Annotated in this window: 8 protein-coding genes and 1 tRNA gene; 2 read left to right on the top strand and 7 right to left on the bottom strand. The window is 72.4% G+C overall.

Annotated features, from left to right (window positions below; translation table 11 throughout):
* Positions 1-63: 63 nt before the first annotated feature.
* The 3 genes from OG897_RS05435 to OG897_RS05425 form a co-directional block, all read right to left on the bottom strand.
* Positions 64-705, bottom strand: coding sequence for an IclR family transcriptional regulator (locus OG897_RS05435; RefSeq protein ID WP_266653343.1), 642 nt, complete (start codon positions 703-705; stop codon positions 64-66).
* 528 nt (positions 706-1,233) lie between these two features.
* Positions 1,234-3,015, bottom strand: a complete 1,782-nt coding sequence (locus tag OG897_RS05430; RefSeq protein WP_266653341.1) for a DEAD/DEAH box helicase — start codon at positions 3,013-3,015, stop codon at positions 1,234-1,236.
* Between the two features lie 380 nt (positions 3,016-3,395).
* Positions 3,396-5,021, bottom strand: coding sequence for an MFS transporter (locus OG897_RS05425; protein ID WP_266653339.1), 1,626 nt, complete (start codon positions 5,019-5,021; stop codon positions 3,396-3,398).
* A 128-nt stretch (positions 5,022-5,149) separates the two neighbouring features.
* Between OG897_RS05425 and OG897_RS05420 the strand changes: the two genes are divergently transcribed.
* Positions 5,150-6,013 (top strand): alpha/beta fold hydrolase, encoded by an 864-nt coding sequence (locus OG897_RS05420; protein ID WP_266653337.1) that lies wholly within the window; start codon positions 5,150-5,152, stop codon positions 6,011-6,013.
* A 183-nt stretch (positions 6,014-6,196) separates the two neighbouring features.
* Positions 6,197-6,268: transfer RNA gene (locus OG897_RS05415), tRNA-Cys, on the top strand.
* Positions 6,269-6,450: 182 nt separating this feature from the next.
* On the opposite strand, the gene OG897_RS05410 is transcribed toward OG897_RS05415, so the two are convergent.
* The 4 genes from OG897_RS05410 to OG897_RS05395 form a co-directional block, all read right to left on the bottom strand.
* A complete protein-coding gene (locus tag OG897_RS05410; RefSeq protein ID WP_266653335.1) occupies positions 6,451-7,728 on the bottom strand; it encodes a lactonase family protein in 1,278 nt (425 codons plus the stop codon).
* Positions 7,729-8,182: 454 nt separating this feature from the next.
* A complete protein-coding gene (locus OG897_RS05405; RefSeq protein ID WP_266653333.1) occupies positions 8,183-10,486 on the bottom strand; it encodes a xanthine dehydrogenase family protein molybdopterin-binding subunit in 2,304 nt (767 codons plus the stop codon).
* On the bottom strand, positions 10,483-12,819 hold the full coding sequence (locus tag OG897_RS05400) for a 2Fe-2S iron-sulfur cluster-binding protein (protein ID WP_266653331.1): 2,337 nt from the start codon (positions 12,817-12,819) through the stop codon (positions 10,483-10,485). Before OG897_RS05400 ends, OG897_RS05405 begins: the two co-directional genes overlap by 4 nt.
* Positions 12,816-13,709: a xanthine dehydrogenase family protein subunit M gene (locus OG897_RS05395; RefSeq protein ID WP_266653329.1), complete on the bottom strand. Its 894-nt coding sequence runs from the start codon at positions 13,707-13,709 to the stop codon at positions 12,816-12,818. Before OG897_RS05395 ends, OG897_RS05400 begins: the two co-directional genes overlap by 4 nt.
* Positions 13,710-13,941 lie beyond the last annotated feature (232 nt).

The raw sequence follows: 13,941 nt of genomic DNA, 5'->3' as shown, positions 1-13,941 counted from the left end.
CCGCCCCCGCACACCCCTCCCCTGCCGGGCCACGCCCCGCCTCAGCGCGTCGCCGACCTCGCCTCACGTCAGCGCGTCGGCGACCTCCCGGGCCGCGTCGACCACCCGGGGTCCCACCCGCTCCGGAACCGAGTCGGAGAGCATGACGACCCCCACACTCCCCTCCACCCCGGTGACCCCTATCAGCGGTGCGGCGGCTCCGCTCGCCCCGGCCTCCAGCTCGCCGTGGGTCAGGGTGTACCCGGGCTCGGTCAGGAGGCTCTGCCGGGCGGCCAGGATCGCCCGGCCCGCGGCCCCCCGGTCGAGCGGATGGCGGAAGCCCGCCCGGTAGGCCACGTGGTAGTCCGTCCAGGTCGGCTCGACCACGGCGACGGCGAGGGCCTCCGCGCCGTCGACCAGGGTGAGGTGGGCCGTCGCCCCTATGTCCTCGGCGAGGGACCTGAGCGCGGGAAGCGCCGCCTCCCGCACCAGGGGGTGGACCTGCCGTCCCAGCCGCAGCACCCCGAGCCCGACCCGGGCGCGGCCGCCCAGGTCACGGCGTACGAGTGCGTGCTGTTCCAGCGTGGCGAGCAGCCGGTAGACCACTGTGCGGTTGACGCCGAGTTTGTTGGACAACTCGGTGACCGTCAGACCGTGGTCCGTATCGGCGAGCAGTTTGAGGACCCGCAGTCCTCTGTCGAGCGTCTGGGAAGTCTCCGCGGTCACGACGCCCACTCCTCTGTGGTGAGTGCGGACGGTCCTCCTGCGCATCGAGCTCGTCGCCGGTCCCGTAGACGACGCGCGCAGAGGCCGCCGGCAGGCCATGGCACCGGCTGCGCTCCGAGGCGGCGCTGCCACGGGGCGTTATTGCGTTGCCGGAAAGGTAGCGATCCACTCCGCTCAGCGGAAGACCTCGTCCAGAATCCGGGCGCGAGAAGGGAGTTGACCCTTCCGGCACCCCGCCCACCACCCACCGAAACCCACCGGAACCCCCCGCCGGGGACACTCCCAGACCCTTCGGGACCAACGTCACGAAGGGGCGGGACTTTTGGGCATGTACCCGCGCCGACCAGCGCAATACTGTGACTGACGTACCGAGGGCCGACCGTGGGGGCCGACTCTCGGACCGGATCCCGTCCTCGCGGGACGGCAGGGCGGGACCCGGAGCACACCCGGATCCCGCCCTCGGTCGTTCCCGGGGCCGTCTCCGGGCCGCCCTCACCCGGGCGGCCCGTCCGGGCGGCCCGTCCGGGCTCACCTCATCCGGGTGGCCCACTCCTGAACCTTCTTGATCCGCTCCTTGAGCTGCCCGGCCGTCGCCTCCGCGCTCGGCGGGCCGCCGCAGACCCTGCGCAGTTCGGTGTGGATGACACCGTGCGGCTTGCCGCTCTGATGGACGTACGCCCCGACCATCGTGTTCAGGGACTTCCGCAGCTCCAGCAGCTGCTTGTGGGTGACGACCGGCCTGGCCTCGGCGGCCTTCTCCAACAGGTCGGCCTCGGCCGCGGGCTTCTGCCGACTGTGCGCGATCTGCCGCGTCTGCCGCTTCTGGAGCAGCAACTGAACCTGATCCGGCTCCAGCAGTCCGGGAATCCCGAGGTAGTCCTGCTCCTCTTCACTCCCCGGGTGCGCCTGCATCCCGAACTCGGCCCCGTCGTAGAGCACCCGGTCGAAGACCGCGTCGGACTCCAGCGCCTCGAACGGCAGCTGGTCCTCGGTCTCCTCGTCCTCCAGCCGCTCCGCGTCGGCGAGGAGCTTGTCCTCCTCCGAGAAGGGGTTCTCCTCCTCGTTGCCGCTCTTCGGCTTGTCGAGGACGTGGTCGCGCTCGACCTCCATCTCGTTCGCGAAGTCGAGCAGCATCGGGATCGTCGGCACGAACACCGAGGCCGTCTCGCCCCTGCGCCTCGATCGCACGAAACGCCCCACGGCCTGCGCGAAGAACAGCGGCGTCGAGATGGTCGTCGCGTACACCCCGACGGCGAGGCGCGGCACGTCGACGCCCTCCGACACCATGCGCACCGCCACCATCCAGCGGGACTCGTCGGCGCTGAACTGGTCGATCTTCTTCGACGCCGCCTTCTCGTCGGAGAGGACCACGGTGGGCTTGTCCCCCGTGACCTTCTTCAGGATCTTGGCGTACTCCCGCGCCGAGTCCTGATCGGTGGCGATCACCAGCCCACCCGCGTCGGGAATGCCCTTCCTGACCTCGGTCAGCCGCTTGTCCGCCGCAGCGAGCACGTTGGGGATCCACTCCCCCGTCGGCGCGAGGGCCGTCCGCCACGCCTGGCCGATCGCGTCCTTGGTCATCGGCTCGCCGAGCCGCGCCGCGATCTCGTCGCCCGCCTTGGTCCGCCACCGCATGTTGCCGCTGTAGCTGAGGAAGATCACGGGCCGGACGACACCGTCCGCAAGCGCGTTCCCGTAGCCGTAGGTGTAGTCGGCCGACGACCGCCGGATCCCGTCGTTCCCCTCCTCGTACGCCACGAAGGGAATCGGGTTGGTGTCCGACCGGAAGGGCGTTCCGGTCAGGGCGAGCCTGCGCGTCGCCGGATCGAACGCCTCCTGGCACGCCTCGCCCCACGACTTGGAGTCACCGGCGTGGTGGATCTCGTCCAGAATCACCAGCGTCTTGCGCTGTTCGCACCGGTTGCGGTGCAGCATCGGCCGCACACCCACACCGGCGTACGTCACGGCGACGCCGTGGTACTCCTTGCTCAGCGGGCCCGCGCTGTACTCCGGGTCGAGTTTGATGCCTATCCGGGCGGCGGCCTCCGCCCACTGCTTCTTCAGATGTTCGGTCGGGGCGACCACCGTGATCTGCTGCACCACGTGGTGATGCAGCAGCCACGAGGCGAGCGTCAGCGCGAAGGTCGTCTTTCCGGCGCCGGGGGTCGCCACCGCGAGGAAGTCGCGGGGCTGGTCCTGGATGTACTTCTCCAGCGCCCCCTGCTGCCAGGCTCGCAGCTTGTTGGCGGTGCCCCAGGGAGCACGGCCGGGAAAGGCGGGTGAGAGGTGGTGGGAGGCGGTAGTAGTCACGGTCTCCGGTCGCAGCGTCGGGTACGTGGCAGCTGTCGCGAGGCTGACCGGGTAGCCCCCGACGCCCGTACGACAACCGGGCCACCTTACCGGCGCTCCACCCACAACGCGCGTCGAGCGCGTCCGACCGGCCCCCGTGTGGGACTCAGCTCACAGCCCCCACGGCGTTCACCGGCGGCTCCTGGTGCCGCCGCCCGATCTCCACGAGATCCCTCGCCAGCCCGGACGCGACGCCATCACCAGCCCGATCTCGACGCCACCGCCCTGCCCCTCCGCCCCTGCGGAGCACCGGCCCAGCCAGGCCCTCCGCGCCTGCCGGACCGGTCTGTGCTTGCCCGACCTGCTGTGCCTGCCGGACCGGTCTGTGCCTCGCCAGGGCCCTACGCCTCCCGCTCGCGCAGCCGCGTCGCCACCCACGCCCCCACCAGCGCCACGCACGCCATCGGCAGGAACACCGCGGCGAACGCCGTCGGGTGGGAGCCCCCTGCCGCACCGGCGACCGTGGAGTGGGCCGCGACCGAGCCCCCGCCGAGTGCCGCGAAGACCGCTCCGCCGACCGCCAGCAACATCACGTTGGAGAGGCCGTCGGAGATCTGGAGGGCGGCGGAGTTGCTGCCCGCTTCCTCGGGGGCGGAGAGCTTCAGCAGCAGGACACTTGTCGAGGCGATGACCATGCCCATCCCGAAGCAGCCGAAGCCCCATGCGACACCGACCACCCACACCGGCACGGACGGGATCAGCACCGTCGGCACGACCGCGATAGCCGCCGCGACGAGCACCATGCCGAACGAGACAAGGCGCTCCCGGTAGGGCTCCATGCGTGGCCGCGACTGCACGAACGACCCGAACGCCCAGGTCGCTCCGCCGACCGCCAGCGACAGCCCGGCCATCGTGGGCGACAGCCCCCGCTCGGTGACCAGCATCAGCGGCACGAACGACTCCGCCGCGATGAACGAGCCCGCCGCCACACCGCGCAGCAGCACCACCGACGGCAGCCCGCGCGCCGCCCGGTACGTCCCCCTGGGGAGCAGCCCGAGCACCGCGGGAACCAGCAGCGCCGCACCCACCACGCCGGGGAGCAGCGACAGCCAGCGCAGGTCCTGGCCCGCGTACTGGAGCAGCCCGGCGCCCAGTGAGATGCCCAGCGCCAGCCTGATCTGCTGCCGGTCGAAGGGAGGAACCGGTGCCTCGGGATCGGCGGGCCCGGCGGCCATCCGCCGGATCGCCGGGAGGGCCAGTGCCAGTGGGAAGACCACCAGGGCCGGAATGCCGATGAACACCCAGCGCCAGCCGAGGTTCTCCGTGATCGCTCCGGAGGCGAGCGGCCCCACGACCGAGGGGATCACCCAGCTCGCGGCGAACGCGGCCAGAATCGCGGGGCGCAACCGCTCGGGGTAGGCCCGGCTGATCACCACGTACAGGGCGACGATCACCAGCCCGCCGCCGAGCCCCTGGACGGCCCGGCCCAGGATAAACAGCAGCATCGTCTGTGCCGTGCCGGACAGCAGGAGCCCTACGGCGAACGCCACGATGCCCGTGGTCAGGGGTGCGAGAGGGCCCCGCCGGTCGGCCCACTGACCGGACAGCACCATCGCGAAGAGGCTGGTGGTGAAGTACGCCGAGAACGCGAAGGCGTAGAGGGGAATGCCGTGCAGTTCGCGGGCGGCGACCGGCATCGCCGTACCGACGGCCGTCGCTTCGAAGGCGATGAGCAGGACGACGGACACGATGCCGATGCTCAACGACCGGTGCGCCCTGCCCAGCACACCCTCCGGCGCGGAGGGTTGCGTGGCGGACTCCGGGGAGGGCTGCGTGGCGGACCGAGTGGGCGACTGCGCGGAGGGCGAAGCGCCCACTACCTCGTCGGACGGGTCGGCGGACACTTCGGGGGTCGCCTCGTCGGGCTTCGTGGCGGAGCCGGGTCCCCCGGTGGCTATGCCGGTCGGCGAATCGTCGGAACTGTCGGTCGGAGCGACATCGGCGTCGCGGGGCCCCAGCGCGGTCATAGCCTCAGAGTAAGGGCCGTTTCCGGCATGTGCCCCTGTCCTCGGTCGGTACCGATCTCCGCCCTTGGTCGTACGACCGGTGCACCGTGAAACCGGTGCCGATGCCGGTCCGGGGCAGGCGTATCTGCATGCCCTACTACCGCTCGTACGACGACGCCGCCCTCGCCTACCGGGCGCTGGGCCCCTCCCGTGCCCCTCTCGTGTGCCTGGCGGGCGGCCCCGCCCGGGACGCCTCCTACCTCGGCTCTCTCGGCGGCCTCGACCGCGACTACCGCCTCGTGGTCCCCGACTCCCGCGGCACCGGCCACTCCCCGCCCGCTTCCGACCCCGACCGCTATGCCTTTCCCGCGCTGGCCCAGGACCTCGAGTACCTGCGCGTCCACCTCGGCCTGGAGCGCTTCGCCCTGCTCGCCCACGACGCGGGGGCGGCCACCGCCCAGTCGTACGCGGCCGCCTACCCGGACCGGCTGAGTCATCTCGTCCTCGTCTGCCCCGAAGGCCGCCTCCAGGGTGCACGGGGCGACCTTCCCGACGACACCCGGGACGTCTTCGAGTCCCGCAGCGCCGAACCGTGGTGGTCCGACGCCTCGGCCGCCCTACGGGAACTCGCCACGGCCGCCGACCCCGAGGAGACCAGTGCGCTGCTCGCCCGCGCCGCTCCGGCGGCCTACGCACGCTGGGAGACCCCGCAGCGCGTCCATGCGGGAGCCGAGTCCGGGCAGCTGAACCCGGTGCCTCGGGCCGGATTCGCCCAGGGCGTCGACGACCTGGCCCGACTGGCCGTCCTGAAGAACCTGCGAGAGGTGTCCTGTCCGGTCCTCGTGGTGACGGGTGAACTGGACACGGTCACAGGCGTACGAGCGGGAGCCGCCGTCGCGGACTCCTTCACCCGTGGCGAATGGCGGCGGCTCACCGGTGTGGGCCATTACCCCTGGGTCGACGACCCGGACCTCTTCCGGGCGGCGGTGGCCTCGTTCCTCGGAGCGCTGTGACACCTCACCGGACAGCGCTCTGTGAACGGAGCATGGCAGTCGTATTGCACCGCGCCGGATTCCCTTGAGGGGATTACCCATTCCGTTCTACTGTTCTGGAGTTGCCAAGGAACAAGCTCGCTGGGGAGCAGAAAGCACAACAGCACGTACGACGTTGGTCTCCCCTGAGCCTGTCCCGCACACGGCCGTGTGCCCGAGTGGCTCAGGGGCTCGCCTGCAAAGCGAGTTACGTCGGTTCAATTCCGATCACGGCCTCTTCTTCGTCTGCGCGTACGCTTGCGCGAACGTTCCGATTCCCGTACGCGGCATGGCCGCCGGGCCTCTTTCGCGGCGCGTCCCGCATCACCTCCAGTCCTTTCCGTACGCATGATCTGTGCGTACGAAAAAGACTAGACCCAGCCACTGACAATCGGCCGCGCGAACCCCAAAACCCCTGCTCAGAGGGGAAATACGCACACCGGAACAGGGAATTCCAGTGGCGTTCCGACCGAACTCGGCCGCCCCGTCCGGCGATCCATCCGGAAGGTCGTCACCCGTCCCGACTTCTGATTGGAAGCGAACAGCAGGCGCCCCGACGGGTCGAGCGCGATATGCCTCGGATACGAACCGCCGGAAGGCGTCACCGAAGCGAGGCGCAGCTCGGCACCTTCACGGCGTACGGCGAACGCGGCGATGCTGTCGTGGCCCCGGTTCGACACGTAGACGAAGCGGCCGTCCGGGGAAATGATCACTGCGGCCGGGTAGTTGCGCTCGTCGAGAGCGGTCCCGGGGGGAAGCGTCGGCTGCGGCTTCCCCGGCGAGAGCGTTCCGGTGCGCGAGTCGTACGCACAGACCACGAGGGTGCTGTCGAGTTCGTTGACGAGGTACGCGTATTTCCCCGCCGGGTGGAAGACCAGGTGCCGTGGGCCCGCGCCGGGCCGTGTGGTGGCCCGTCCGCACGCTCGGAGCGTGCCCTTCCGCTCATCGAGCCGGTACGTGTACACGGAATCGGTCCCGAGGTCGACGGCCAGCACGTGCCGGCCGGACGGATCGGTGACCACCTGATGCGCGTGCGGGCCTTCCTGGCGCTGCGGGTCGGGCCCCGCACCCTCGTGCCGCACAAGGTCACTGGTCTCGCCCAGGTTTCCGTCCCGCCCGAGGGGGTGCACGGCGAGGCTGCCGCTCGTGTAGTGGGCACTCAGCAGGAACCTTCCGCCCGAGTGCACCGACAGATGACACGGGTCGGCCCCGCCCGTCGTCCTGCTGCCCAGGACCTCGGGTGGCCTTCCGGCACCGATCCGGACCGCGGTGACGGCCCCTTCGGCCTGCTCGTTGACCGTGTACAAGGTGCGTCGGTCGGGGGCGAGGGCGAGGTAGGACGGATTCGCGACCCCGTCGAGCCCGCCGGTCAAGGCGAGCTCGCCGCGTCCCGGACGGTAGGCGGCGAGGCCGATGCCAGTACCGCCGCCGGGCTGACTGGTGTACGTACCGAGGTACGCGGTCCGCAGCGCGGCGGCCGCCGACCAGGCAGTAGGCGGCCCAGCAGTCGGCAGCACGGCGGAGCGGTCGGCCGGAGCACTCGATTCCGCGGAGGCGCTGCCCGGCAGGACCATCCCCGCGAGGCCCACACCGGCGAGAACGCCCAGCCCCCGGCGGCTCAGTACCTTTTCGGGTTCCTTGCCGACACGCACCTCATGGCCCTCACTCACATCGCGCGCCACATGCTTCTCGCCCATGAAGTCCCTCACGCCTCTCTGGTCCCACCAGCACGTCGTGTCGCGCCCCGCATGGTGGCGTAGCCCACTGGGCCGCAGCAAGGGGGCACACCGGTGAGGCCCGACGAGCGGCGGGGAAAGGGCCGTTGTCAGACCCGGGTGCCACACTCTCTTCCACGCACTCATTCCGTGCGAAGTCGCTGCGGCGACCGGTTCCTTGCGAACTGCATAGGGAGTACAGGGAAGTCAACGAGCGCCCGGCCGCCTCGCCTCGCTCGGCCCGCCCACGCCTCACTCAGCCCGCCTCTGCCTCGCTCAGCCCAGTCGCGCCTCGTCCAGGCGCGCGAGGATCTCGTCGACCGTGCCTTCCGGAGTTACGCCGCCACGGGTGCGCCTGCTCGGGACGGGCCGGAACCGGGAGGACCGGAACCGGCACGCTCACCGTGCGGCAGGGGGTGGCGCAGGGGGCCGAGGGTCAGGGGTTGCTCACCGCCGCCTGCGGCCTGATCGGCAGACGGTTGACCGGGCGTCCGGTGGCGGCCCGCACCGCCGAGGCGACCGCGGCGGGCGAGGTGACGACCGGCACCGCACTGGCGGCCTTGGCTCCGAACGGGGCGACGACGTCACGCTCCTCGACCAGCTTGACGATCCGGATGTCCGGGGCGTCCAGGGCCGTCGGCAGTGCGTAGTGCGTCAGGTTGGGGTGGCGGACCAGCCCTTGCGGGGTGCGGAGGTTCTCCGTGAGGGCCGCCCCGACGCCCTGCGTGACTCCGGCCTCGATACGGGCGGCGAGCTGCGCGGGGTTCAGGACCCGGCCGACGTCCTGGGCGACCGCCATCTCCACGACCCGGATGGAACCGAGCTCGATGTCGACGTCCACGACGGCGCGCACGGCGCAGAAGGCGAGTCCGACGAAGGCGTCGCCCTGCCCGGTCTCGTCCAGGGGCTCGGTGGGGTGGGGGCGGCACTGGGCGGTGGCCCACAGTTCCTTGCCGTCCAGGGCCTCGGTGACGGTGGTGCTCAGAACGCCGTCGTAGGAGGTGATCTTGCCGTCGGCGATGGAGAGCAGTTCGGTGGACATGCCGAACTTGTGCGCCAGCGGCTGGAGGAGCTGGGTGCGGACCATCTTGGCGGCCCGCTCGACCGCACCGCCCGAGACCCAGGTGTGGCGGCCGTGGGTGGCCGGTCCCGCCGGGGGCTGGTCGGTGTCGACGGAGGCGACGTGCACCTCGTCGATGCCCAGGGTCTCCTGGACGATCTGGCGGGCCAGCGTCGAGAATCCCTGACCGGTCTCGACGGCCGCGCAGATCACGGTGGCGATGCCGTCGTGGACCTTCACCGTGGCGGTGGAGACCTCGTCGGCCCCCTCGGCACCGAGCATGTGCACCATGCCCAGCGCATAGCCGACGCCACGGCGCACGGCGCTCGGCTCGCCCGCTCCCTCCGGGCCGCCGGGCAGGAGCCAGCCCTCTTCCGGGGAGTCCTTGGGCAGGGTGGGCAGCGGGAAGTCCCTTACGGCGCGCAGGAGTTCCGCGACGGGGGCGGGGCAGGTGACGGTCTGACCGGTCGGCAACAGGTCGCCGGTGGCCAGGACGTTGCGCATGCGCAGCTCGGCGGGTTCGAGGCCCAGCTTGGCCGCGAGCTTGTCCATCTGGCCCTCGTACGCGGCGCACACCTGGAGGGCGCCCTCGCCGCGGACGTGGCCGGACGGAGGGTTGTTGGTGCGGACGGCCCAGCCCTCGATGAAGGCGTGCGGCACGACATAGGGGCCGCACGCGAAGGACACGGCGGCGGCGAGGGACTCGGACGAGTCGTCGGCGTACGCGCCCGCGTCGAGCAGGATCTGTGCCTCGACCTTGACCAGACGGCCGTCGGCGTCCGCGTGGTGGCGGTAACGCAGCAGGGTCGGGTGGCGGTGGGCGTGACCGAGGAAGGACTCCTCGCGGGTCGCCGCCAGCTTGACCGGGCATCCGGTGCGCAGGGCCAGCAGGCCGAGCGGGAGCTGGAAGCCCGCGTCCTCGCGGTCGCCGGTGGCGCCGGGCACACCGGTGACGACGATCTTCACGCGTTCGCGGTCCAGGCCGAAGCTGGCGGCGGCCAGGTCACGGTCGGTGTGCGGGTCGGTGGAGGCGGTGTAGATCTCGACGCCGCCGTCGGGACGGGGCACGGCGAGCCCGGCCTCGGCACCGATCGGTGCGGGGTCCTGGCGGCCGATCCGGTACAGACCCTCGACGACGACCTCGCCGGTGGCTTCGGGATCCCCGAAGCTGAGCGGGATGTGCCGGATCAGGTTGCCGTCGGGATGCAGGGGTTCGGCGGCGAATGCCTGCTCGGGATCGGTGACCGGTTCGAGGACCTCGTACTCGACGGCGATGGCGGCGGCGGCCAGCCTGGCGGTGTCGGGGTGGTCGGCTGCCACGGCGGCGATCGGCTCGCCGTGGTGGCGCACCAGGTCGTACGCGAAGACCGGGCGGTCGACGATCTTGCGGCCGTAGTGGGGGTCACCGGGCACGTCGGTGTGGGTGACGACGGCACGGACGCCGGGCATGGCTGCCGCGGCCGACGTGTCGACGGAGAGGATGCGGGCGTGCGCGTGCGGGGAGCGCAGGATCGCAGCCCACAGCAGGCCCTCGGCCCACAGGTCGGCCGCGTACGGGAAGGTGCCCTCGGTCTTGGCGCGCGCGTCAGCCGGGGGGAGCGAGGCGCCGAGGCCGTGGGCGGGCGGTTCCTGCTGCGTGCCGCCGACCGCTGCGGTCGCGGTGGCTGCGTCGTTGCTCACGCCATGCCTCCGTCGTGCGGGTGGTGAAGGGTGTGCTGGGCGCTGCCCGCGCCAGGGGGTGCCTGGTGCGGGATGCGCGCCTCGTCCGGGGTGTGGCCGGTGGCGGCCTCCGCGCTGGCCTCGCGCTCGGCGACGACGTCCCGTACGGCTTCCAGGACACCGCGGTAGCCGGAGCAACGGCACAGGTTGCCGCACAGGGCCTGCCGGGTCTCCAGCTCGGTCGGCGCGTGGTTGCCTTCGAGGAGGTCGTGGACGGTCATCGCCATGCCGGGGATGCAGAAGCCGCACTGGACGGCCCCGCAGTTGGCGAGCGCCCGCTGGACGTCGGAGGGTTCGCCGTCGGTGGCCAGGCCCTCGACGGTGCGGACCTCGGAGCCCGCGGTGGTGGCGGCGGGCACCAGGCAGGAGGCGACGAGGCGTCCGTCGACCTGGACCGCGCAGGCCCCGCACTCGCCCTGGGAGCAGCCGTCCTTGGCACCGGCCAGGCCGAGGCGTTCGCGCAGCACGTAGAGGAGCGACTCGCCGATCCAGGCGTCGGTGACGGGCCGGTCGGCACCGTTGACCCGCAGCACGTAGGAGGCGCTGGGGTGCTCGCTGGGTGCGTCGTGGAAGGGGGCGGGCTCGTGCGGGGCGGCGTAGGACGGCTCGAAGCCCGACTCCGGAGCGGGGGCGAAACCGAAGCCGGGGCCGTGCTCGGTGCCGTGTCCGACGGCCCCGGCGCCTGCTGCTGTCGCTTCGCCGGTGAGTGTGTCCGGGGCGGCGGCCGTCTCGGTACCGGGTTCCGCGTCTGTGCCGGACTCCGCACCGGGATCGGCAGCGGTTCGACCGGAGGCGCCGTCGGTTCCGAGTTCGCCGTCGTCAGGGTCACCGTCGTCGGAGTCGCCGTCGGTGGAGTCGGCGACGTCGGCGGCAGCGGTTTCGGAGTCCTCGGTGGGCTGGGGTTCGGGCACCCCGGAGGTTTCCGCGGCCTCGGCGGCCGGAGCCTCCGCGCTGGCCTCGGGAGCGGAAGCCCCGGACGCGGGTGCCTCTGACGCGGGAGCGTCGGGGGCGGCGATCCGCTCGGAGCCGTCGGTCGCTGCGCCGGAGGCGGCGGGGACGTCCTCCGTGGCGAAGGCCGGGGAAGCATCCGGGAGCGATCCGGAGCCGGGAGCCGGGAGGTGCGTACCGGCGGCAGGGGTTCCGGTCGCGGAGTCCGACTCGGCCGTGCCGACGGGCTGCGCGGCCGGGATGGCCCAGGGCGCGGGTGCGCCGCCGGGAAGGGTCGAGGGAGCGCTCGATGTCTGCCAGGGCGTGGCCGAGATCACCGGGCCGGTCGAGGAGTGGCCCGTACCGGCCGGGGCCCCGGGGGTTCCCTCGCCCGACGGACCAGTCGCCCCGGCGGACTCACCGTGCTCATCAGGCCCACCGTGGTCACCAGACCCACCGTGGTCACCGGACCCACCGTGGTCACCGGACCCACCCTGCTCGCCAGACCCGCCCTGGTCACCGGACGCGTCCGGTGCGCCCTTCGCGTCGGGGGCCGACGCTGCGGCACCGAACGCCGGGTACTCGCCCGAGTCGTCCCGGGACTCCTCGTCCGCGAACGGCATCGCCCACTGCCCCGTGGACGTACCGGCACCGAGGGAGGAATCGGCACCGTTCCCGGGGGCGGAAGCAGGAGCGGCGGGTGAGGTGGCGTCGAGGGCCTCGGTGAAGTTCCACTGGCTGGTGGCACCGGCGTCGTGGCCCGCGTCCGGCCAGCCCGTGGCGGCCGACGGCCGTTGGGGCTGAACGCCGTGCCCGTGGCGGCCGTGTACCTGGGTGCCGTGCTCCTGGGAGCCGTGTACCCCGTCGCCCCGGCCCTGCGGGTCGTGCGGCGGGAGCGGCGGGAAGGGAGGTGCGAGCGGTGGGGCCTGGTAGGGCTGCGACGACTGGTGCTGGGCGTCGTGGGGGTGCGGCTGGTAGGGCTGCGGTTCCTGGTGGAGGTGGACGTTCCAGGTGCCGGTCTCCAGCGGGGCCGTGATGTGCGGGGGCACGTAGTCGTGGCCGGGCGCGGCGAGCGGAGAGCCGGTACCGCCGCTGAAGTCGAAGCCCTCGGGCAGCTGGACGAACGCCGTGGCGTCGGCGTCGTACTCGCCGCTCTGCGGCGTCGGCTGCCAGCCGTGGGAGGCGAGACCGGGGGGAGCCGGTACGTGCGGAGGCTGATGGCCGGGGCCGGTGTGACCGGTGTGCCCGGTGTTCGCGCCGCCGGGCGTACCCGGGGCGGCCGTGTTGCCGGTGTTCCCCGTGGTTCCGGCCTGTTCGGCCTGTTCGGTCTGTTCCGTGTGGTCGGTGCGGTCGGTGTTGTCCGTCACGACAGCGCCCTCCCCAGTGCTCGTCGGGCCAGCGCGGCGACCGTGCGCCGCAAGTGCAGTACGGCGGGGGCCAGTGGTGCGGCCTCTCCCCCGTCGGCGGGCTGGGGCGGGTCCGGGATGCAGGCGGCGGCGACGTACTCGCCGAACGCCTCGCATGCCTCCGGGGCGAGACGGCGCTCGCCGTCCCAGTCGATCAGCGAGGCGATCCACGCCTCGGCCTCCAGCGGACGCAGCGGCATCTGCGCGATGGCGCCCACCGCGCAGCGCACGCCGCGCCGGGCCGGGTCCAGGACGAGGGCGACCGAGGCCGTGGCGCGGCCGGGGCCGGTGCGGCCGGTGGCCTTGAAGAAGACCTGCGGGGCATGCAGCAGGGGCGCGCGGACGAAGGCGATGAGCTCGCCGGGCTCCAGCATCTCCCGCCCGGCCAGCAGGTGGGAGACGGGGATGTCGCGCTGGCCGCCGGGGCCCGCGACGACCAGGGTCGCTTCTAGAGCGGCCAGGACCGGCAGGGAGTCGCCGGTCGGGGCGGCGGTGACGATGTTGCCGCCGAGGGTTCCGGCGTTGCGGATCTGCGGCGGGCCCGCCGCGCGGGCGGCGGCGGCCAGGGCGGGGATGAGCGCGGCGAAGTCGGGGCGGCCCATGCGGGCGTGGGTGAGTCCCGCGCCGAGGAGGGCGTGCCCGTCCTGGTACTGCCAGCCCCGGATCTCGCTGATCCGGCCGAGGCCGACGAGTCCTGAGGGGCGCAGGTGCCCGGAGTTCACGGCGGCCATCAGGTCGGTGCCGCCCGCGACGGGCACGGCGGCAGGCATGGCGGTGAGAGCCGCCACGGCCTCGTCGAGCGAGGCGGGCAGCGTCACCGACTGCGCCGCCTGCGGTGCGTGCGTGGTCAACCCAGCTGCCCCTTCCCGGTGTCCCGCCTTGTTGCGCCGTACGGTACGTGCTCCCGGCCCGGACGTGGCAACTCTGGCACATCTTCGAATCAGCCCGACGCGAGGGTCCGCCATGGGACTTCCCGGCCTGGGCCGGGGCACGCGTCCGCCGTGGCCCGTCCTCCCCGAAGGAACCGGACCGACCTCATCCGGATACTTCCGAGGATGAGGGGCATCCAGGCGCATTGTTCAA

The sequence above is a fragment of the Streptomyces sp. NBC_00237 genome, from assembly GCF_026342435.1.
Classification (GTDB): Bacteria; Actinomycetota; Actinomycetes; order Streptomycetales; family Streptomycetaceae; genus Streptomyces.
The sequence above is the reverse complement of the archived record's forward strand: the minus strand, read 5'-3'. Positions and strand labels throughout refer to the sequence as shown.

Bases quoted from the DNA above. Each gene is read 5' to 3' on its own strand.
- OG897_RS05425 (WP_266653339.1), bottom strand. From the start codon at position 5,021: ATGACCGCGCTGGGGCCCCGCGACGCCGATGTCGCTCCGACCGACAGT.
- OG897_RS05420 (WP_266653337.1), top strand. From the start codon at position 5,150: ATGCCCTACTACCGCTCGTACGACGACGCCGCCCTCGCCTACCGGGCG.
- OG897_RS05410 (WP_266653335.1), bottom strand. From the start codon at position 7,728: ATGGGCGAGAAGCATGTGGCGCGCGATGTGAGTGAGGGCCATGAGGTG.